Annotated in this window: 19 protein-coding genes; 14 read left to right on the top strand and 5 right to left on the bottom strand. The window is 66.9% G+C overall.

The genetic code is table 11. The features are described from left to right. Nucleotides 1-13: 13 nt before the first annotated feature. From ACFVUS_RS17095 to ACFVUS_RS17070, 6 genes are all read left to right on the top strand, one after another. Entirely contained in the window at nt 14-778 is a 765-nt protein-coding gene (locus tag ACFVUS_RS17095) for a thioesterase II family protein (RefSeq protein WP_387766654.1), read from the top strand. Beyond that, on the top strand, nt 775-2,136 hold the full coding sequence (locus tag ACFVUS_RS17090) for a polyketide synthase (RefSeq protein ID WP_387766651.1): 1,362 nt from the start codon (nt 775-777) through the stop codon (nt 2,134-2,136). Before ACFVUS_RS17095 ends, ACFVUS_RS17090 begins: the two co-directional genes overlap by 4 nt. After that, entirely contained in the window at nt 2,129-5,434 is a 3,306-nt protein-coding gene (gene nbtC / locus ACFVUS_RS17085) for a nocobactin polyketide synthase NbtC (RefSeq protein ID WP_387766648.1), read from the top strand. Before ACFVUS_RS17090 ends, nbtC begins: the two co-directional genes overlap by 8 nt. A gap of 63 nt (nt 5,435-5,497) precedes the next feature. Next, complete coding sequence (locus ACFVUS_RS17080; protein WP_387769918.1) at nt 5,498-6,454, top strand: ATP-binding cassette domain-containing protein; 957 nt, start codon at nt 5,498-5,500, stop codon at nt 6,452-6,454. Next, on the top strand, nt 6,451-7,221 hold the full coding sequence (locus tag ACFVUS_RS17075; RefSeq protein WP_376062096.1) for an ABC transporter permease: 771 nt from the start codon (nt 6,451-6,453) through the stop codon (nt 7,219-7,221). The genes ACFVUS_RS17080 and ACFVUS_RS17075 overlap by 4 nt, the downstream gene beginning before the upstream one ends. Further along, nucleotides 7,218-8,027 carry an ABC transporter permease gene (locus tag ACFVUS_RS17070; protein WP_387766643.1) on the top strand — a complete coding sequence of 270 codons (810 nt, stop codon included), beginning with the start codon at nt 7,218-7,220 and terminating at the stop codon, nt 8,025-8,027. The genes ACFVUS_RS17075 and ACFVUS_RS17070 overlap by 4 nt, the downstream gene beginning before the upstream one ends. A 5-nt stretch (nt 8,028-8,032) precedes the next feature. Here the strand turns inward: ACFVUS_RS17070 and ACFVUS_RS17065 are convergent, their stop codons facing one another. The 3 genes from ACFVUS_RS17065 to ACFVUS_RS17055 form a co-directional block, all read right to left on the bottom strand. Beyond that, the gene (locus ACFVUS_RS17065) at nt 8,033-10,159 is read right to left on the bottom strand and encodes a glycogen debranching N-terminal domain-containing protein (RefSeq protein WP_387766640.1); all 2,127 of its coding nucleotides are present in this window, start codon (nt 10,157-10,159) and stop codon (nt 8,033-8,035) included. After that, nucleotides 10,122-11,384: a glycosyltransferase family 4 protein gene (locus tag ACFVUS_RS17060; protein WP_387766637.1), complete on the bottom strand. Its 1,263-nt coding sequence runs from the start codon at nt 11,382-11,384 to the stop codon at nt 10,122-10,124. Before ACFVUS_RS17060 ends, ACFVUS_RS17065 begins: the two co-directional genes overlap by 38 nt. Nucleotides 11,385-11,729: 345 nt before the next feature. Then, the gene (locus ACFVUS_RS17055; protein WP_387766634.1) at nt 11,730-12,833 is read right to left on the bottom strand and encodes an AMP-binding protein; all 1,104 of its coding nucleotides are present in this window, start codon (nt 12,831-12,833) and stop codon (nt 11,730-11,732) included. Nucleotides 12,834-12,945: 112 nt separating this feature from the next. Here ACFVUS_RS17055 and ACFVUS_RS17050 point away from each other — a divergent pair, with 112 nt between their 5' ends. Both ACFVUS_RS17050 and ACFVUS_RS17045 read left to right on the top strand, forming a co-directional pair. After that, nucleotides 12,946-13,929 (top strand): ABC transporter substrate-binding protein, encoded by a 984-nt coding sequence (locus ACFVUS_RS17050; RefSeq protein ID WP_387766631.1) that lies wholly within the window; start codon nt 12,946-12,948, stop codon nt 13,927-13,929. A gap of 30 nt (nt 13,930-13,959) precedes the next feature. Further along, on the top strand, nt 13,960-14,313 hold the full coding sequence (locus tag ACFVUS_RS17045; protein ID WP_387766628.1) for an MmcQ/YjbR family DNA-binding protein: 354 nt from the start codon (nt 13,960-13,962) through the stop codon (nt 14,311-14,313). Between the two features lie 18 nt (nt 14,314-14,331). Here the strand turns inward: ACFVUS_RS17045 and ACFVUS_RS17040 are convergent, their stop codons facing one another. Further along, nucleotides 14,332-16,368, bottom strand: coding sequence for a M13 family metallopeptidase (locus tag ACFVUS_RS17040; protein WP_387766625.1), 2,037 nt, complete (start codon nt 16,366-16,368; stop codon nt 14,332-14,334). A gap of 110 nt (nt 16,369-16,478) precedes the next feature. After that, the gene (locus ACFVUS_RS17035; RefSeq protein WP_387766622.1) at nt 16,479-18,527 is read right to left on the bottom strand and encodes a M13 family metallopeptidase; all 2,049 of its coding nucleotides are present in this window, start codon (nt 18,525-18,527) and stop codon (nt 16,479-16,481) included. A 324-nt stretch (nt 18,528-18,851) separates the two neighbouring features. On the opposite strand from ACFVUS_RS17035, the gene rplN reads away from it, so the two are divergent. The 6 genes from rplN to ACFVUS_RS17005 all read left to right on the top strand — a co-directional run bounded on the left by rplN (nt 18,852) and on the right by ACFVUS_RS17005 (nt 21,055). After that, nucleotides 18,852-19,220, top strand: a complete 369-nt coding sequence (gene rplN, locus ACFVUS_RS17030; RefSeq protein ID WP_379353923.1) for a 50S ribosomal protein L14 — start codon at nt 18,852-18,854, stop codon at nt 19,218-19,220. Nucleotides 19,221-19,222: 2 nt separating this feature from the next. Next, nucleotides 19,223-19,537 carry a 50S ribosomal protein L24 gene (gene rplX / locus ACFVUS_RS17025; protein ID WP_067574588.1) on the top strand — a complete coding sequence of 105 codons (315 nt, stop codon included), beginning with the start codon at nt 19,223-19,225 and terminating at the stop codon, nt 19,535-19,537. 1 nt (nt 19,538) lies between these two features. Then, nucleotides 19,539-20,105 carry a 50S ribosomal protein L5 gene (rplE, locus tag ACFVUS_RS17020; protein WP_387766617.1) on the top strand — a complete coding sequence of 189 codons (567 nt, stop codon included), beginning with the start codon at nt 19,539-19,541 and terminating at the stop codon, nt 20,103-20,105. Between the two features lie 3 nt (nt 20,106-20,108). Further along, entirely contained in the window at nt 20,109-20,294 is a 186-nt protein-coding gene (locus tag ACFVUS_RS17015; RefSeq protein WP_029923637.1) for a type Z 30S ribosomal protein S14, read from the top strand. Between the two features lie 135 nt (nt 20,295-20,429). After that, a complete protein-coding gene (locus tag ACFVUS_RS17010) occupies nt 20,430-20,639 on the top strand; it encodes a type II toxin-antitoxin system VapB family antitoxin (protein WP_387766614.1) in 210 nt (69 codons plus the stop codon). After that, nucleotides 20,636-21,055, top strand: coding sequence for a PIN domain nuclease (locus ACFVUS_RS17005; RefSeq protein WP_387766611.1), 420 nt, complete (start codon nt 20,636-20,638; stop codon nt 21,053-21,055). Before ACFVUS_RS17010 ends, ACFVUS_RS17005 begins: the two co-directional genes overlap by 4 nt. Nucleotides 21,056-21,159 lie beyond the last annotated feature (104 nt).

Raw genomic sequence — 21,159 nt, 5'->3', positions numbered from 1 at the left:
AGGAGCAAGGACTATGAGCAACACCCTCGGCTGGATCCGCAAATTCCATCGCCCGCGCACGGCGGGCAGCGCGCCGCTGGTCATCTGCCCGCACGCGGGCGGCGGCGCGTCCACCTACCGCCCGTTCTCCAAGGCGCTGAGCGAACACTTCGACGTCTCGATCTTCCAGTACCCGGGCCGCCAGGACCGGGCCCGCGAGGCCGCGCTGACCAGCGTCCCCGATATCGCCGCGGGCGCGTTCGCCGAATTCGTGCGCTCGCCCAGCAATAACGGGGAGCCGATCACCGTCTTCGGGCACAGCATGGGTTCGGTCGTCGCCTTCGAATTCGCCAAACTGGCCGAGAGCGAGGGCATTCCGGTGCGCCTGCTCGCCGTATCCGGCGCGGTCGCGCCGTATCGGGTCGTCGATATGCCCAACCATCCCACCGGGGATGAGGAACTGCTCGACCACGTCGGCGGACTCCAGGGCACCGGTGCGGACGTGCTGGGCAACCGCGACCTCATGCGCATGGCACTGCCCGCCCTCAAGGCCGATTACGCCGCCTTCGACGCCTACGTCTGCGCCCAGGACGTCCAGTTGGACACCCCGCTGCACGTGATGGGCGGCAGCGAGGACGAATTCGTCTCCATCGGTGACCTGTACGGCTGGCAGTCGCACACCCCGCACGAACTCCAGGTGAGCATGTTCGACGGCGGGCACTTCTACCTGCACGACCATGTCACCGCCATCGCGGAAACCCTCGCGGCGGAACCGATCCGGACGGCGGTAGCCCGATGAGCAACGACCCGAACGCATCGCCCGGCGGCACCGTGCCAGGCGGTGCCGACGATCCGATCGTCATCACCGGTATGGCGGTGGAAGCGCCCGGCGGTATCGAGACGCTGGCCCAGTACTGGACCGCGCTCGCCGAATCACGCGACCTCATCGGACCTTTCCCGCGTGATCGCGGCTGGCCGCTGGAGAAGTTGTTCGCGCTGGCCGAGATCGAAGGCTGGGGCGAAGTCCGCGACGCGGGCGGATTCCTGGACACCGCAGCGGATTTCGACCCCATGTTCTTCGGCATCACCCCGCGCGAAGCGGTCGCCATGGACCCGCAGCAGCGGGTGGCGCTGCGGGTGGCGTGGCGCGCGCTGGAGAACGCGGGCATCAACCCCGCCGCACTGGGCGACGGCGACGACATCGGTTGCTACATGGGCGCTTCCAATACCGAATACGGCCCGCACGGCGCGGAGGTCAACGACTTCACCGGCTATCGCGCGGGCGGAGCCGCCATGGGCGCGGTCGCCGGGCGCATCTCCAATGTGCTCGGCCTGGGCGGACCATCCGTGGTCGTGGATGTGGCCTGCGCGTCCTCGCTGGCCGCTGTGCATTTGGCCGCCAACGCCATTCGCAATGGTGAATGCGAATGGGCGCTGGCGGGCGCGGCCTGCATCATGGGCTCGCCCGGCGCGTTCTTCGAATTCTCCAAGAACAACGCGCTCGCCGCCGACGGCCAGTGCAAGCCGTACTCCGACAACGCCCTCGGCACACTCTGGGGCGAAGGCGTCGGAGTCGTTGTGCTGGAACGCGAATCGCGAGCACGTGAACTCGGGCACCGCGTCTACGGCCGCCTGCTCGGCTCCCGCATCAACCACAACGGCAAGGGCGCGCCCATCGCGGTGCCCAGCTCCGCCGCACAGGAACGCCTCGTCCGCGCGACCGTGACGGCCGCCGGAATCGACCCCGGCCTGATCGACATGATCGAAGGCCACGGCACCGGCACCGCCGTCGGCGATCCGCTGGAATTGACCGCGCTGCAAGAGGTTTACGGCGTACCCCGGCCCGACGGCAGCAGCCCGCTGCTCGGCTCGGTGAAATCCAACCTCGGCCACGCCCAGGCCGCTGCGGGCCTGCTCGGCCTGATCAAGGTGCTGCTCAGCGGTCTGCACGGCCAGATCGCCCCCACCCGGCACGCCGACAGCCCCAACTCCCGCTTCGACTGGGAGGCCGGAAACCTGCGCCTGGCAGCGAAACTCACCGAGTGGGAACCGCGCGACGGCGTTCGCTACGGCGCGGTGTCGTCGTTCGGCGTCAGCGGCACCAACGCACACGCCGTGCTCGCCATGCCCGTCCTGGAAGAGGAGACCCATGCCTGACTACCGCCTTCCGGACGGCAGCACCCCCGTCCTGCTGTCCGCCGAGACCGCCGACGCGCTCGGTCGTGAGGCCGCCGCCTTGGTCGCCTACCTGGAGGAACGACCGTCGGTCACCCCGGACGCGGTGGCGGACATGCTCTTTCGCACCCGCGCGGCGCGACGCCACCGTGCGCTCATCGCCGTCACCGACCGCGAGAAGCTGATCGAGGCACTGCACGCGATCGTCGCCGGGAAGCCGCATCCGGCCGTGATGGCCGGTAACCGGGCCGCGAGCGCACGCCGCATCGCCTACGTCTTTCCCGGTCAGGGCAGCCAGCGACCGGGTATGGGCGTGCTCTACTACGCGCATTCACCGGTCTTCCGCGCCACCGTCGACGAATGCGACGCGATCTTCCAAGCGCAGCACGGCATTTCGCCGCTGACCTATCTGCTGGACGAGACCGGCGCGGACTACGGCGTCGAAATGGTCCAGCCCGCGCTGTTCATGCAGATGCTCGGCCTGGCCGCCATCTGGCGCGCCGCCGGGGTGGAACCGCATGTGACGGTCGGCCACAGTCAGGGCGAGATCGCCGCCGCCGTGGTGTCGGGCATCATCTCCCTCGCCGACGGCATTCGCGTGGTCACCCTGCGCGCCGACCTGGTCGGATCGCTGGAACGCGAACACGAGTGGAACGGCCAGTGGGCCATGGCCGTGGTCGGGGTCAACCGCGACGAATGCGAGGCGCTGCTGGCCCGCAATTCCGGCTGGGCCGAACTCGCCGTGGTCAACTCCGCCAATGTGCTCGCCATCTCCGGTGAGCGCCCCGCCGTCTCGGCGCTGGTCGCCACCCTCACCGCACAGGGCAAGTTCGCCAAGGAAATTCGCGTCGAATACCCGGCGCACACCTCCTTCGTCAGCAAGTTCCGCGAGGACCTCGAGAGCACACTGCGCGACACCCTGGACTCACCGGTCTTCGCGCCGACCGAGATCCCCTGCCTCGGTGCGACACTCGGCGAAGCGGTCACCCCCGATCTGCCCGCCGCCGAATACTGGTACTGGAACCTGCGCAACCGGGTCCGCTTCGACCTCGCCATCGCCGCGGCCGCAGACCAGGGCATCGACATCTTCCTGGAGATCGCCGACCACCCGGCCCTCATGCTCGCCATGCAGGACACCCTCTCCGGCGCGAGCAAGGACCGCGACTTCCGCACCATCGGCACCTCCCGCCGCACCGCCGTCGACCTCGCCGAGTTCACCAAGAACCTGGCCCAGGTCGCCGTGCTGGACACCGGCTTCGCGTGGGACACCCTGCGCGACAGCGCAACCGACGTACGCCGTCTGCCCCTGCTGGACTTCCCCAACACCCAGACCACCCCGAAGCAGCTCTGGGCTCCGTTCGACTACCGCCCCGAAGCGCCGCAGGACGGCACCGGATCGGCATCGACGGGCGCACGCACTGTCGAAAACGCTTCCGGTGCAGCAAGTTCCGGAGCTGCCGCCATCGGTGACGCCGAATCCGCTGCCGCACAGTCGAGTTCCATCGCCGAGGGCACCGTCGCCCCGCAGCGCCTCGCCGAGCGCTGGGTCCGCCTGGACCGCCGCAAGATGATCCCGCCCCGCACCCTGATCGTGGTCGACCACACCGGCCGCGCCGCCGACCTCGCCGCCGCGATCGAGCAGGGCGCATCCCGCCACGGCGCGAAAGTGGTCGGAACGGTCACAGGCGGCAGCGGATCGTCATCCCGTCATCCCGGCGCGCTTTTGGCCGGGATCCACACCGGCAGTGCGCCAGCTGAAACGGTGGATTCCGGCCAAAAGCATGCCGGAATGACGGGGGAGGAGACGGCGGGGCCGAGCTACGATACGGCCGTCATCCTGCTGGCGCCCTCGGTGGGCACCGAAATTGTGTCGGCGGTACGTGAATCCGCTGATTTCGTGGGTGATCGGAGCTGGCTGCCCGATCTCACCGGTGTCCGGGATGTGTGGCTGGTGACCTCCGGTGGTGAGCAGGTGCTCGAGGGTGAGACGCCCGCCATCGCACACGCCGCCGCACAGGCCGGATTCCGCTGCCTGGCGGCGGAGTACCCGGGCGTCGGCTTCCGGCATCTGGATCTGGCTGCCGGACAGGAGATTCCGGACGCGGCCAAGGCCGTGCTCGGTGCGATCCACACCTCGGGTGAGCCGGAACTGGCCGCGCGCGGTGGCGCCTGGTACGCCAAGCGGCTGGTCGTGGATGACGCCCCCGGCGATTGCGCGCTCACCCCGGCCGATCTGGCCGAGGTCGTGATCATCGGCGGGACGGGCAAACTCGGCCTCGACTGCGCCGCCGACTTCGCCCGCGCCGGTGCCCGCCGCATCACGCTGATCAGCCGTTCCGGCGGTTCCGCCGAGACCGCCAAGCGGGTCGCGGAATTGAGCGCGCACGGCACGGTCATCAAGATCCGCACCTGCGATGTGACCGATGACGAGGCCGTGCGCTCACTCGGCGACGATTTCGTGGTCACCCCGGTCACGCTGCTGGTGCACGCGGCCGTCGACTACAACGCCGCAGCCGCCGAAGTGAGCCCCGAAACCGTGCTCGCCGCAGCGGAATCCAAGGTCGTCGCACTGGACCGGCTGATTCGCGACCTGCCGCTCGCCCCGGACGCGCGCGTGGTGCTGTGCTCCTCGCTCTCGGCCACCATCGGCGGGCGCGGCCACGCGGTCTACGCCGCCGTGAACCGCATGCTGGACGCGGCCGCCACCGGCTACCGCCGCGACGGCATCGGCGTCACCTCCGTGCAGTGGGGACTGTGGCGGGCCGTCGGAGCCGACAATGCCGACGCGGTCGCCCGCATCAGCGGTACCGGCCTGCTGCCCATGGATCCGGCGACCGCCATCGCCGCCGGTTTCGCGGCCGCGGGCAACAGCATCGTGGTGGCGGCCGAATGGTCCAAGCTGCGCGCGATTTTCGCGCTCTTCGGCCAGGAGCCGCTGTTCGCGGAAATCCCGGACGAGCCCGCACCGGTCGTGCGGCAGCCCGTCGCCCCGGCGGCAGTCGCAACCCCGGTCGCAGCCCCCGTGGAGATCACCACCGCGCCGGCCGCACCCATCGTCCAGGACATCGCCGGACAGGTCCGCGACGCCCTGCGCTTCGTCATGGGCATGGACAACACCGAACCCATCGACGGCTCCATGCCGCTGGTGGCGCTCGGCCTGGATTCCCTTCAGGCCCTGGACCTGCGCAAGCGCATCGAAGCCGAACTTCAGCGCGATCTGCCGGTCACCGCCATCCTCGGCGGTGCGTCCCTGGACGAAGTGGTGTCACTGCTCGACTAGTCAGCACGTCCGAAATAGCAACGCAGCAGGGGGAATAGCGTCATGACCAGGATGGAGAATACGGTGCCGGAACCCGAGGACGCGATCATCGTCGAGTCCGTGGAGAAATCCTTCGGCGAGGTGAAAGCGTTGCGCGGCATCAGCTTCACCGCGCCCGCGGGCAGTGTGCTGGGGGTGCTCGGCCCCAATGGCGCGGGCAAGACGACCACGGTGTCGGTGCTCTCCACCCTGGTGCGCCCCGACGCCGGACGGGCGGTGGTCGCCGGATACGACGTGGTGCGCCAGCCCACCGAGGTGCGCTCCTCGATCATGCTGACCGGACAGTACGCCGCACTCGACGAAATGCTCACCGGCCGTGAGAATCTGGTGCTCTTCGCGCGCCTGCTCGGCCTGCGCCGCAAACAGGCCCGGGTGCGCGCGGACGAACTGCTGGAACAGTTCGCGCTCACCGAGGCAGGGGACCGGCGGGTGGGCCAGTACTCCGGCGGTATGCGCCGTCGCATCGATATCGCGTGCGGTCTGGTGCGCCCGCCGCGCGTGGTCTTCCTGGACGAACCCACCACCGGCCTGGACCCGGTGAGCCGCCAGAGCCTGTGGGCGCTGGTGCGCGAACTCAAGGCACAGGGTGTCACGGTGCTGCTCACCACGCAGTACCTGGAGGAGGCGGATGCCCTGAGCGACAACATCATTGTGGTGGACAAGGGCACCGTCATCGCCGAGGGCACCGCCGATCAGCTCAAGGCGCGTTCGGGTTCGAGCTACTGCGAGGTCGTCCCGGTCGACGCCGCCGACGTCCCGCGCCTGGTCACCGTGCTGTCCGGACTGGGTGAGGTCACGGTGGCCGATTCCGCCGACCGGGTCTCGCTGCCCGCGCCCGACGGTGCCGCCACCCTCACCGAGGCACTGGCCCGAATCACCGGCGGCGGTATCGAATTGATCGATATCGCGCTGCGCCGCCCCTCCCTCGACGAGGTCTTCATCGAACTCACCAAGCCGAGCGCGGCACAGGTGAGCGCATGAATCAGGTTCCCATCGTGCGGGTTCCGGCCGGATTGCAGTGGTCGGCCCTGAGCGAGCGCGGTATTCGCGCCGCCCTCCGCGAAGGCGATGTGATGCTGGCGCTGTTCGCGCCGGTGGCCATCTACATCTGCTTCTATATCCCGCTGCGTAAATCCATGTCCGCCACCGGTATCGACTTCGCGCAGTACCTGCTGCCGCTGGTCGCGGTGTACGCCATGTTCTTCACCGCCATGTTCGCCGCCGATCGCGCCGGACGCGAGGTAGCGGGCGGTATGGCCACCCGATTGCGGTCACTGCCGGTGCGCCCGTGGGTGCCGGTGGCCGCGCGCATGTCCGCGAACCTGCTGCGCGGTTGCGCCGCGCTGACCAGTGCGCTGGTGGTGGGCATCGCCTTCGGCTTCCGATTCCACGATCCGGCAACGGCTCTGGTGTTCATCGCGGTGACCCTGGCCTTCGGAGCGGCGGTGGTGATCGCCGCCGACGCGCTCGGCACCGCCACCCGCAATCCCGAACTCGGCGGCACCGTACTGTTCGTACCCCAGCTGCTGCTGATCATGACCTCCACCGGATTCGTTCCGGCCGAGGGCTTTCCGGGCTGGATCCAGGGCTGGGCCCGCAATCAGCCGGTCTCGCAGGTGACTTCGGCCCTGCGCGGTCTGGCCGAGGGTCGCTACCCCTCGGAACTCGGTGTGGCCGCGCTGTGGATCGCGGGCCTGCTCATCGTGGGCGCGTTCCTCGCGACCCGCGCGGAAGGACGGCGCGCATGACCACCACCGAACCCACCGTGGCACAGCCGAATCCGATCGGCTCCGGTTCACTGCCCAGCCAATTGCTCATCGAGACCGGCCGCCTGCTGCGCCGCTGGTCCCGCCAGCAGGAGGTGATGACCAGCACCCTGGTGCTGCCGGTCCTGCTGCTGCTCATGTTCGACCTGGTGCTGGACCGCTCCCTGGGCCTGTCCTCGGACGCCGACCCCATCTACGGTTTCGTCCCCATGATCGCCATCGCCGGAGCCATGTACGGCGCGATGGGCACCGGCCTGTCCCTGTACGGCGAACGCCAGAGCGGCCTGCTGCGCCGCTTCTGGGTACTGCCGATCCACCGCTCGGCGGGCATGCTCGGCCGCCTGCTCGCCGAATGCGTGCGCGCCGCCGCGGTCGCCCTCGTGGTGGTGCTGATCGGCATGGCGCTGGGCCTGCGCTTCCAGCAGGGCTGGCCCGGCTTTCTCGGCGCGCTGGCGGTCCCGGTGCTGGTCATCGCCGGATTCACCCCGGTGGTGATCCTGGTGGGCGTCAGCCGAATTGGTGACAAGGTGGTGCAGCTCGCCGCCATCATCGTGCTGATCGGCATGTTCTTCAACTCCGGTTTCGTCCCGCTGGACAACTACCCGGAGCTGATTCAGCCGATCGTCCGCGCCCAGCCCATGAGCTGCGCCATCGAAGCCATGCGCGGTTTCATCCTGGGCGGCCCGGTCGCCACCCCGATGCTCCAGACGGCGGCGTGGTCGCTGGGCCTGGCCGCCGTCTTCGGCGTCCTGGCCGTGCGCGGCTACCGCGCCGCCGCCGAAAGCTGAACTCCTCAGTGCGTGATCAGCCGCCAATCCTCCGGAAGATTGGCGGCTGTCACCTTGTCACCCTCCACCGCCAGATCGATCACCGCACCGCCCAACCGCAGATCGGTGAGCTCGACCCGCCCCCAGCGCGCGGGCAGATGCGGCAGCACCGTGAGCGTGCGCCGGGGGATATCGGGATCCAGCCCCAGGAACGACCGGACCAGCAGCAGCGGTGCCGCACTGGCCCACGCCTGCGGTGAACACGATGTCGGATAGGGGACCGGCGCGGCGAACTTGGCGCGTGGGAATCCACAGAACAATTCCGGCAGTCGCCCGCCGAAAGCACCCGCGGCATCGAGCAATCCCTCGGCCAGCCGGGTCGCCAACTCGACGGCTCCCGGAATGTGCCGGTAGCGCAGCAGCCCGGCCACCCCGATCGCGGTGTCGTGCGGCCACACCGAACCATTGTGGTAGCTCATCGGATTGAACGCGCCCATCCTGGAAGACAGTGTGCGCAAACCGAATCCGGTATCCATATCCTCGGCCGCCAGCCGTTCGATCACCACCGCCGCCTGCTCGTCCGAGACGATGCCGGACCACAGGCAATGCCCGATATTGCTGGTGAGCGCATCGAGCTTGCGCTTGTTGCCGTCCAAAGCGATGGCGAACCAGCCCTTTTCGGGCAGCCAGAAGGCCTCCGCGAACTTGGTGCGCAATTCGGCGGCGCGATCGCGCAGATGCACCGCGGTCATCCCGTCGCCGAACTCGTCCGCCAGTTCCGCCCGCGCCAGCAGCGCCGCGTACACGTAGCCCTGCACCTCGCACAGCGCGATCGGCGGCTCCGGAATATGCCCGATCGCGTCATTGATGCCGTCGAAACTGTCCTTCCAGCCCTGATTGATCAGCCCGCGATCGGTGGCGCGGCGATACTCCACGAACCCGTCGCCATCGCGATCCCCGTAATCGGCGATCCACGCCAGCGCCGCGTCCGCCGCGGGCAGCAGCGCCCGCACCGCCTCGGCATCCGCGCCCCAGCGCCGCGCCTGCGCCAGCAGCATGACGAAAAGTGGTGTGGCGTCGATGGTTCCGTAATACGTCTCCCCGCCGAGCACCGCACCGCTGGCCGGGCCGCGCCGCATCTCGTGCATGATGCGGCCCGGCTCCTCCTCGGTCATCGGATCCACCCGCTGCCCCTGCATCTCGGCCAGCTGCTGCATGGTGCCGACCGCCAGGCCGACATCCAGCGGCAGCGCCATCCACGCGGTGAGCAGCGAATCGCGGCCGAACAGCGTCATGAACCAGGGCGCACCGGCCGCCACGAACGGGCGGCCGCCACGACTCTCATCGTGAATCTGCAAGGCCCCCAGATCACTTTCGGTGCGGGTCAGCACCAGTGCCAGCTGTGGATCACCGGCGGTGATATTGGTGGCGGTATCGCGCCAGGCCGCGATCTTGCGGCTCGGCTCACTGAATTCGTAATGCTCGCCCGGCCGCAGCGGAGACCGCACGGGCTGACTGCCCATGGTGGGCTGGGCCAGCACCTCGGTCTGCCAGCTGCCCCCGGCGGGCACCACGGCCCGCCAGGACAGCGAACCGGGCAGAACGGCGGGCGGTTCCGAGGACGACACCGTCAACCCCCGGGACCGATCCGCCCGATCATTGAGCAGCAGTTCCTGATCCGAGACCAGGATCTCCGCCCGCGCACTGGCCGTGCGCCCCTCCTTGACCGCGAACAGATCCACGAAATCCGCGTCGATCAGCAATTGCAGATCCACGGCCGTGGTCTCGCGGCCCATGTTCTCCACCGTGATGGTCTCGCGCAGCCCGTCGGCGACGAGCCGTTCGCGCACGATGAGAACCGTGCTGTCCGCCACCCCGGCGCGGGGCGTGCGGCGCAGGATGAACCGGGCGGTGAAGGCCTCCGGCGTCAGCACCGACAGCGCCTCCGGCCGTTGCCCGTCCACCCGTAATTCCCAGCGGGACAGCACCCGCGCATCCCGGAAGAACAGCCCGTACGGTGTCCCCGGTTCGACATCGCCGATCCGATCCGACAAACAGAACGTACTACCCTCCACCAGAGTCACCGCCCCTCCGCTGCTACCCAGGGCCGACGGTTCACCGGCGTTCAATGCGACCGGAACCTCTTCGCTCACTCGGAATCTCCCGTTCGATGGTGTCGACGCCGAGCCCCGCGCCCGAACTCGCGCCGATACCGGCGATCCGCGGCGGCAATGGCGCGGACTGGAACGAGGTAGTCGCGGACCGGGCGTACCTGGCAGCCGTACGGCGCGGCCGATGCGCGCGCACCACACGGCTGTAGATCTCCGCATAACCGCGGCCGAGAGTGTCCGCGCCGAAATGCTCGACCACATGCGCGCGCATGGCGTGCGGATCGTAGGTCTGCACTTCCTTGACGGCCGTGGCCAATTCGGCCGGATCATCGCAAATGCGACCGGTGACACCGTCCACGATCACCTCGGCCACCGCGCCGCCGCGCAACGCCACCACGGGCGTGCCGCACACCATCGCCTCGATCATCACCATGCCGAACGGTTCCTCCCACCGCACCGGGAACAGCAAACAGCGTGCCCGGGACAGCAATTCGCGTTTGGCCGCCGCATCGGCCATACCGAACATCCGATCGCGTTCGGTGAGCAATGGCCGTACCGCACTCTCGAAATACCGCAGCTCGGGCGGTTCGGCGCACTTGCCCGCGAGGATCAGCGGGATATCCGCGGCATGCGCGGCCTCCAGTGCCAGATGCGGCGCTTTGTCCGCGGTGAACCGGCCCAGGAAAAGAGCGTAGTCGTCCTTCTCCGCGCGGAAGGGCCAATCGTCGACACGGAGCGCATTGTGCACGCGGCCAACCCAATTCAGATCCGGGGCGAGCGCGCGCTGGCGATCACTGATCGCCACCAGATGCGCTTCCGCGCCGAGTTCGCTGTAGTACAGGTACGGATCGTCCTCGACCGGGCCGTGCACGGTCACCACCGTCGGCAGGCCCAGTTCGCGATACATCGGCATATTCAGCGGTCCGGCGAAGGTGTGATCGTGCACCAGATCGAATCGATCGAGTTCGGACAGTCGCTCCAGCGCGCGCCGGACCTTCAAGGCGTGCAACACCTCCGGAAACGGATCGCCCAGCCGGTCCGACTGGACCTCATCCCAGAGCGGGACCAACCGACCGGTCGTACCGTTCGTGCCCGCGCCGAACAGCGTGACCCGATGACCCAGCGCCACCAGGGCATCCACCAGATCGGCCACCACGGCCTCCACGCCGCCGTACGCCTTGGGCGGGATATCGAAATACGGGGGCACCACCATCGCGATGTGGAGCCGATCGCGGTCGAGGGATGCGAATTCGAATGCGGCGCTCATGGCCACTCCTTCCGGAACACAACCGCCTCGCCCGGTGCTGCGGGCGGAGGCCTTGACGGCTGACTCCGGAGGAAGATCGAAAGCGACTGTGCCGCAGTGAACTACCCGGCTCACCTGCGCGCGGCGATGCGCGAATGAGCTCGGTGGATGGTTCGACAGCACGCTCGGAGGTATGAACGCCTGATGATCGTCGCGCCGGCCGATGCCTGGCGGCTCGCTGACCGGATCACAGGCATCCCGGGCGCCTCCTCGCGCCTGGCAGCCATTGGGTGGTTTCCACAATATCGCCGCGAATCACATTCGCAGTGCAGATCGAAATTGTTCCGGTGTTCATTGCCAGAAAGTTCAGGCCGCGAAACCGACTTCGCCGTCCGCGGTCGTAGCGGTGCGCTCGACCACCGTGGAAGCGATTGCCGCATCGATCGTTTCGGCCACCTCGACGGCCTCGGCCGCGTCGAAAATCAGCCAGCCATCAGCGGTCCAGTGCCCATGCGCACCGGTGCGCGCAAGGTTGCCGCGCACCGCGAACGGATCCGCGACGAAGCCCTCCGCCGCGACCGCCAGCGCCGCGCCACCCAGGTACACCGCACCGGTCACACCCGGCGCGACCAGCCGCAACGACTCGTCCAGCACCAGCAGACGCGCACCGGGAATCGGGCGCACTCGCCCCGAACCATCGAGCGGACCACGCGCCGCGACACCCGCGTACGCGGCCGCGCTATAGGCGAATCCGGCCACCGAACCGGGGGAGATGGACCGCAACAGCCCGGAAAGCACCGCCGGACAGGCGGTTCCGGTGACATCCCAGCGCCGCACCGACGGCAGCGCCGGAGCCGGGCGATCAGCCAGCCCGGACAGGATTTCGGCCGGGGCCACCACGTGGGTGGCCGCACAGGTCGAGATGAGTTCGGCCAGCGCGGTCGGATCGGTGCGCTGCGCCTCGGTGGCCAGCACCAGGGTCGCACCGTCGGCCAGTGCCGCCAGCAATTCCACGGCTGCGTCCGCACAATCCCAGCGGGTCGCGAACAAACGCACATCGGCCGAACCGAAGGCCCGGTCCACCCGGCACTCGCGATGATCGGCGACCACCGCGCGGCGATCATCCGCGGCCGCGGCCAGCGCGTCCGGGGTCAGTGCGATGCCGGATCCGAAGCTGACGGCGGAGTCGTTCTCGGTGGCGTCGGCGATATCGCACAGCACCCGGGCCAGACCATCCAGACTGGGACCGGCGGTGCCGATAACGCCGCCGTCGAGCCGCGCGAACAATTCGGCATAGGTGAGGATGTGGCCGCCATGGCGGACAGCGGTACGCAGAATCGGCACGCGACGCCCGCAGCCGATCAGCGATTCCACCGACGGGACGTCGTACAGTTCGACTCCGTTGGCCCACTCGTCCACGAGACGATGCCGCTCGACCGCGGAAAGACTCTCCGGCAACCAACGCTCCATCGCTCACACCCCCGAACAATTACTTATGCAACCCTAACCTAATCGATCGAGGACACAATAGGCAGCCCCATCGGGGATCGAACCGGCAACAGCTTGCGAAGAAGGGGCGGAAATGAGGTCGGTCCGCAGGTCGAACGCCCGAAAGCGGGCACTATTCGCCGCCTTCGCAATCCTGCTCACCCTCATCGCCGCCGCATGTGAGAAACATGACGAACCGACCGGTCCCCCCGAACCGCCCGCTGTCCCGGTGACCATCACCCACGCCTACGGCACAACCACCCTCGTCGGTACACCCGAACGCGTTGTCGCCCTTGGCAATCAGTGGCTCGATACCGCGCAGGCCCTCGGCGTCATCCCGATCGCCTACCTCAACGACCTGGCCACCCCTGCCGTCCCACCGTGGGAACCGGCCGCACTGCCATCGGCGAAGGCGCTCGACACCACCAAACCCCTGGTCGACCAGCTGACTCCACTGCACCCCGACCTGATTCTGGCGGACCCGTTCATCGCCGACGCCGCCACCTACGCCGATCTCGCCAAGATCGCCCCCACCCTCCCCGCCCTCGCGGCCGCGCCCACAACCCCCTGGCCCGATCTGACCCGAGCCCTCGGTAAAGCCCTGCGCAAGTCCATCCCCGCCGAAAACCTGATCGCCGACCTGACCTCCCGCACGACCGCCCTCACCACCGCCCACCCCACCCTGAAATCCAAAACCTTCACCACCACCTGGCTCTCGGCCCCCACCCAACTCCTGGCCCTCACCGCCCCCGACGACCCCGCCAACACCCTCCTATCCCAACTCGGCCTCACCATCCCCGCCCCCCTCATCGCCCAGGGCCGCCCCACCGGCCGCCTACCCCTACCCCCCGACCACCTATCCGACCTGACCTCCGACCTCCTGATAGCCGCCTACTCACCCGGAATGGCCGAAACCTACAGGGCCCTACCGGGATTCCCCGACCTCCCCGCCGTCAAGAAAAACGCCACCCTCTTCCTCACCACCGAGGAACTCGCCGCCCTCCAATATCCGACCGCCCTCTCCCTGCCCCATCTACTCACCAAACTCGAGCCCGCCCTCGCCAACGCCGCCCGGTAGCCTGTCGGACCCGGCTGGGAGGATCGGGGGATGCGGGTGAGTGGTGAGGATGTGCGGGCGGTGGCGCTTTCGCTGGGGGAGGTGCGGGAGTTGTTCGAGTGGGATATGCCCACGTTTCGGGTGGCGAAGAAGTTGTTTCTGACGTTGCCGGAGGGGGAGACGTCGATGGCGGTGCGGTGCCCGATCGCCGAGCGCAACGAGTTGGTGCTGGCCGAGCCGGAGAAGTTCTGGGTGGCTCCGCACGAGGCGAGCGGGGCCTGGGTGCGGGTGCGGCTGGCGGCGCTGGAGGATCGCGAGGAGTTGGCGGCGATCGTGCAGGACTCGTGGCGGCAGGCCGCACCACCGAAACTGGTGCAGGAGCTGGACGCCGCCGAACCCGTGTGAGTCCGGCGGCGGGTCGCGTCAGAAGGTGATGCGCTGGTCCTCGGGCAGGAACAGTTTGTCGGCGGGCTGAACGCCGAAGGCGGCGTAGAACTCCGGCAGATTTCGGACCACCTGGTTGCACCGGAACTCGTCGGGGGAGTGGGTGTCGGTGAGCAGTTCGGCGGCGAGCTCCTTGGTCATCTTGATGCGCCAGCCGCGCGCCCACGACAGAAACAGCGTGTGATAGTCGGGATTGTCGTTGCCCGCACGCTTTTCGGCGATCCGATAGGCCGCCAGCGCGATCTGCAGACCGCGCAGATCGGCGAGATTCTCGCCGAGGGTCAGGCGACCGTCGACATGCTGATCCGGATTCAGACCCTCGGGCACCAGCGGATCGAACTGTGCCACAAGCTTATCCGCGGTCGCGTCGAACGCGCGGCGATCCTCGGCGGTCCACCAATCGTGCAGATTGCCGTCGCCGTCGTACTTCGAGCCCTGATCGTCGAAACCGTGGCCGATCTCGTGGCCGATGGTCGCGCCCACCGCGCCGAAATTGACCGCCAGCTGCGCGTCCTTGTCGAAGTACGGTGCCTGCAAATACGCTGCGGGAAAGACGATTTCGTTCAACGGCGGCGAATAGTAGGCGTTCACCGTCTGCGGGCTCATGTTCCACTCGGTCCGGTCGACCGGCGTCCCGAGCCGTGCCAGATCCCGCTTGGACTCGAAAGTTCCGATATTGCGCAGGGATTGGATGAGCTTGCCGCGCACGATCTCCACCTTGGAGTAGTCCACCCAGTTGTCCGGATAACCGAGCTTGACCCGCATCTTGTCCAGCTTGGCCAGCGCCGCGTCCCGGGTGGGCTGGGTCATCCACTTATTGGTGCGGAAGTTCTCCCGATAGGCGGACATGAGATCGTCCACCATCCGCTTGACCTCATCCTTGGCCTCCGGCGGAAAGTACTGCGTCACATACAGTTTGCCGAGCTGCTCGGACAGCGACGAATTGACCATGTCCACGCCGTACTTCCAGCGCTCCGCCCGCTCCTTCTGCCCGCGCAGAATCGTGCCGAAGAAGCGGAAGTACGCGTCATTGAACGCCAACGGCAGATACCGCGAATACCCGCGAATAACGCTGAGCTTCAAGTAATCCCGCCACACCGCGATATCGGTATCGGCCCAGATCTGCCCCGCCGTGGTGATGAACGACGGCTGCCCCACCACCACCTCGGAGAACAACTCCTTCGGCCGGTCGGTATTGCCCGCCAGCCAAGGCTCCCAATCGAATCCGCGCCCCAGCTCGGTCAGCTGCTGCCAGCTCATCTTGTTGTAGGTGGCATTGGCGTCGCGCCCGCGCACACTGTCCCAGTGCGCCGCCGCGATCCGCGTCTCCAGATCGAACATGCGCTGCGCCACCCCGGCCGGATCCGGGTAATTCGCCGCCTTGGCGATGTCCTCGAGGTAGGTGCGATACCCCGCCCGAATCTCGGCGTACTGCGGTTTGCGGTACTGCTCCTCGTCGAGCCCGATCCCGGACTGCACCACGATCGGCACATAGCTGTCCGACTTCTTGCGATCGACGCTGACGCCCAATCCGATCAGCCCGCCGATCGGCAACTCCGCCATGACCTTGGCCAGATCCGGTTTGGTCACGGCCTTGTCGACCTTGTCGAACAAATCCTGCAATGGCGAGAGCCCCAGCTTCTCGACCGTATCCCAGTCCACCCGGGCGTCGTAGAGATCGCGAATCTGCTGTGCCTCGGACCCCGGCTTCGGATCCTTGATGCCATCGATGATGGCGCGCAGGCGGTCCTGCGTCCGCTCCCCGGCCTCACTGCCCGCGCCGAACGCGGTCTTGTCCGGCGGCAACTGATACTCCCGCAGCCACTTGCCGTTGACATACCGATACAGATCATCCTGCGGCCGCACGGCCTCGTCCACACCCGCCAGATCCACCCCCGACAACTGCTTCGGCGCATCATCTTTCGCACACGACGCCAGAACGCCGGCGGCCGGAACCAGCCCGAGTGCGATCAGAAATGCGCGGCGATCGAGGCGCACCGGACCCGACGAAGTCACGAAGAACCCTCCCGGTGCGGTACGCCGCACCCCTGCTAGTAGCCAATGGTGCGCCCGAGGCTACCGGGGTTCGCCCGCCCGCGTAGGTCGGTCGCGGGCGGGCGCCCAACTCAGAGGCTGACGCGCTGATCCGGCGGCAGGTACTCCTTATCGCCGTCCTTCACCTGATACGTCTCGTAGAAATCGGCCAGATTCCGCACTACCTGATTGCAGCGGAACTCCGCCGGGGAGTGCGGATCATTGGCGATCTGATCCTCCAGCGACTCCTGCGTCATCTTGGTGCGCCAGGTCCGCCCCCACGATTCGAACATCGGCTTCAAATCGGGATTCGTATTGCCGCCGCGCTTTTCGAGCATCCGATACGCGGACAGCGAGATCTCCAGCCCGCGCAGATCCGCCAGATTCTCACCGACCGTGAGGTCCCCGTTCACATGCTGATCGGCGGGCAACCCGGTCGGAACCAGCGCGTTGTACTGATCGATCAGCATCTTGGTCTTGGCCTCGAACGCGGTCCGATCCCCGGGCGTCCACCAGTCGTGCAGATTCCCGTCCGCGTCGTACTTGGAGCCCTGATCGTCGAACCCGTGCCCGATCTCATGCCCGATCACCGCGCCGCCCGCACCGTAATTCACCGCGGGCTGCGCGTCCTTGTCGAAGAACGGCGGTTGCAGGAACGCGGCCGGGAACACGATCTCGTTCGCGCTCGGGTTGTAGTAGGCGTTCACCGTCTGCGGCGGCATACCCCATTCGGTCTTGTCGACCGGCGTGCCGAGCCGGTTGAACATTCGCTTCGCTTCGAATTCGCCTATGGCACGGATGGATTCGATCAGCTTGCCGCGCGTGACCGTGACCGATGAATAGTCTTCCCACTTGGCTGGGTACCCGATCTTGGCGTCGATCTTCTCCAGTTTTGCGATGGCGGCGGTTCGGGTATCGGGCGACATCCAGCTGGAATTGGTGAAATTCTCCTTGTACGCGGCCCGCAGATCCGCCACCATGGCGTCCGCCCGCGTCTTGGCCTCGGCCGGAAAGTGCTTGTCCACGTACAGCTTTCCGAGCGCGTCACCCAGATTGGAGTTGATCGTCGCCACCGCGGACTTCCAGCGCTCGGGCCGCTGCTTCACCCCCGCCATCACGGTGAAATTGAAATCGAAGTTGGCGTCGTTGATGGCCTTGGGCAGATACGGCGCGAACCCGCGCACCAGCGCGAGCTTCAAGTAGTCCCGCCACTGCGCGATATCGACCTGCTGCCATAGGTCCCCGGCGGCGGTCATGAACGAGGGCTGCCCGACATTCACCTTGTCGAACAGGTTCTTGGGCCGGTCGGTATTGCCCGCCAGCCACGGATCCCAATCGAAACCCGGTGCGAGCGTGATCAATTCGGCCCAACTACGCGGGTTGTAGCCGGCATCGGTATCGCGCAATTGCACATTGGTCCACTGCGCGGCCGCGATCCGCGCTTCCAGATCCACCACCCGTCCGGCCAGCGCCACCGGATCGGCGAAGCCCGCGCCACCGGCGATCTGCGCCATGAAAGTCCGGTAGGCGGTGAGCTTGTCGCCGTTCTCGGGCTTGAGGTAGTACTGCTGATCCAAACCGGTCCCGGACTGCTGCACCTGCGCCAGATAGGCATTGGAATTCTTCGGATCGGCCCCGACCATCAGCCCGATCAATCCGACCCCGGGCAGCGCGCCCATCACCTTGGCCAGATCGGGTTTGGTCTGCGCCCCGTCGACCTTGGCGAACAAGTCCTGTAGCGGCTGCATGCCGAGCGTCTCGATATCGTTCAGATCCAGCCGCGCGTCATACAGATCCCGGATCTTCTGCTCATCGGTCCCGGATTTCGGATCGTGAATCGCGGTGATGATGTCCTTCAACTGCTCCTCGACCCGGTCCTGCACCTCGTCGAAGGTGCCGAACGAGGTCTTGTCCGGCGGCAGCTGATACTCGTCGAGCCATTTGCCGTTGACGAACCGGTACAGATCGTCCTGCGGCCGGATCGCCGGATTCGACCCGGACATATCCGGTCCGATCAGCTGGGCTGCGGTCTTGGCGGGCTCCGAACTGGAACATCCCGGCAACAGCGCGGCGGCAGGCAACACCCCCAGCGCGATCAGGAACTTCCGGCGATCAACAGCGAAGGGGCGCGCAGAGGTCAACGCGAATCTCCTCATATCGGATAATCGGGTATTGCTCGGTCGGCCCGACGCTAATAGTCGAGGCTGAGCAACAGCTGAATCCACGCCCGGTGTCGCCTGCGATTACCGCCGAACCGACCCCGATTTCGGGATGACCTGCGGCTTGGCTACACTTGTCCGGTTGCCTGCGGGAGCTATGCCCGCACTTCGGCCGCGAACCCACAGCGGTTCGGTCTTCCCAGATCGGTGAAAACCGCTGGCAGGCGCGCGTGCGAAGGGCAACTGACCATGCCCGTCGGGTCGGCAATCCGGCGTGCATTTCGTCCAGGTCTAGGAGGAGCTGAAGTGATTCAGCAGGAGTCGCGACTGCGCGTCGCCGACAACACGGGTGCCAAGGAAATCCTTTGCATCCGCGTGCTCGGTGGTTCGTCGCGTCGCTATGCCGGTATCGGCGACATCATCGTCGCCACCGTGAAAGATGCCATCCCCGGTGGCAACGTCAAGAAGGGCGAGGTCGTCAAGGCCGTCGTCGTTCGCACCGTCAAGGAGCGCCGTCGCGCCGACGGTTCCTACATCAAGTTCGATGAGAACGCGGCTGTGCTGATCAAGGCGGACAACGATCCGCGTGGCACCCGCATCTTCGGCCCGGTCGGCCGCGAGCTGCGCGAGAAGCGCTTCATGAAGATCGTTTCGCTGGCTCCGGAGGTGCTCTGACCATGAAGGTGCACAAGGGCGACACCGTGATCGTCGTTTCCGGTAAGGACAAGGGCGCCAAGGGCAAGGTCATCCAGGCCTACCCGGCGACCGGCAAGGTCCTCGTCGAGGGCGTGAACCGGATCAAGAAGCACGTCGCGAATTCCGCGAACCAGCGTGGCGCCAGCTCGGGCGGCATCGTCACCCAGGAAGCGCCGATCCAGGCCTCCAACGTGATGGTTGTCGATTCCGACGGCAAGCCGACCCGCGTGGGCTACCGCACGGATGAGAACGGCAAGCGCGTTCGCATCTCCCGTCGCAACGGGAAGGACATCTGAGATGACTTCGACCGATAACAAGGTGCAGCCGCGCCTCAAGGCGCGCTACCGCGCCGAGATCAAGGACGCGCTGAACAGCGAGTTCAACTACGACAACGTGATGCAGATCCCGGGTGTCGTGAAGGTTGTCGTGAACATGGGTGTCGGCGACGCCGCCCGTGACGCGAAGCTGATCAACGGTGCGGTCGCCGACCTCACCCTGATCACCGGCCAGAAGCCCGAGATCCGCAAGGCCACCAAGTCCATCGCGCAGTTCAAGCTGCGTGAGGGCATGCCAATCGGCGCGAAGGTCACCCTTCGTGGCGACCGCATGTGGGAGTTCCTGGATCGCCTGATCTCCATCGCGCTGCCCCGTATCCGCGACTTCCGCGGCCTGTCGCCGAAGCAGTTCGACGGCAACGGCAACTACACCTTCGGCCTCTCGGAGCAGTCGATGTTCCACGAGATCGACGTGGACCGCATCGATCGCCCCCGTGGTATGGACATCACCGTGGTGACCACCGCGACCAACAACGAAGAAGGCCGTGCCCTGCTCAAGCACCTCGGCTTCCCGTTCAAGGAGAACTGATCCATGGCTAAGAAGGCTCTGATCAACAAGGCCAACGCCAAGCCGAAGTTCGCGGTGCGCGCCTACACCCGCTGCCAGCGCTGCGGCCGCCCCCACGCGGTCTACCGCAAGTTCGGCCTCTGCCGCGTGTGCCTGCGCGAAATGGCCCACCGCGGCGAACTCCCGGGCGTCCACAAGTCGTCCTGGTGAGCTAGCTCCCCCGTGAGCTGACAGCTACACAGAAGGCCCCCACCGAGACTTTGTCCCGGTGGGGGCCTTCGGCGTGTCCGCGGTATATCTTGTATATTCCATACAGATACTCCGTATATACGAGGGGTTGGTCCCGTGTCCAAACTGCTGATCGATGTCGATGACGAGGCTCTTGCCGAAGCGCAACGCCTGCTCGGTACGACGACCAAGAAGGACACTGTGAACGCGGCCCTCATCGAGGTGGCAACGCGAATCAAACGCGCCAAGGCCCTGGCCGAACTAGCTGAGATGGGGGAGCGGGGTGACTTCGACATCCTGCTCGAGAAGGGCAACTACCGCCCATGATCGAGTACCTGATCGACACTTCCGCCCTGGCGCGACTGTTCGCCAATCCGTCCATCCGCAAGGCCTGGCAGGAGCCCATCACAGCGGGCGTCGTAGCTGTCTGTGATGTCGTAGAACTCGAATTCCTCTTCAGCGCAACATCATTGGCCGACCGCCTGCGCAAGCGAGAGCTCCTCGGTGAACTGTTCGGCTGGGCGGTAATTCCAGACGGCGCGTGGCTCGGCGCCCATCGGATTCAGCAGTCCCTCACCGAGAGCGGACAACACCGCAGCGCAGGCGTTGTCGACCTCCTGGTAGCGGTGACCGCGTCCGCGAACAATCTGACGATCCTCCACTACGACCACGATTTCGAAGCCGTCGCAAAGGTGACCGGCCAACCCATTCAATGGATCTCGACACCCGGCTCCGTGTCATAGGGCCGACCGCGACTGGGTCACAGGTGCGGCTGACCTCCTCTTTGCCCCGCCATATTCCTGTCGGTGTGCCTGGCTACGATCGGTTGGCCGAGCCGGGGAGCTCG

Origin of the sequence: Nocardia sp. NPDC058058 (genome assembly GCF_042885355.1) — a bacterium.
Lineage (GTDB): Bacteria > Actinomycetota > Actinomycetes > Mycobacteriales > Mycobacteriaceae > Nocardia.
Note: the sequence above shows the minus strand (reverse complement) of the source record. Positions and strands in the feature narration are given on the sequence as shown.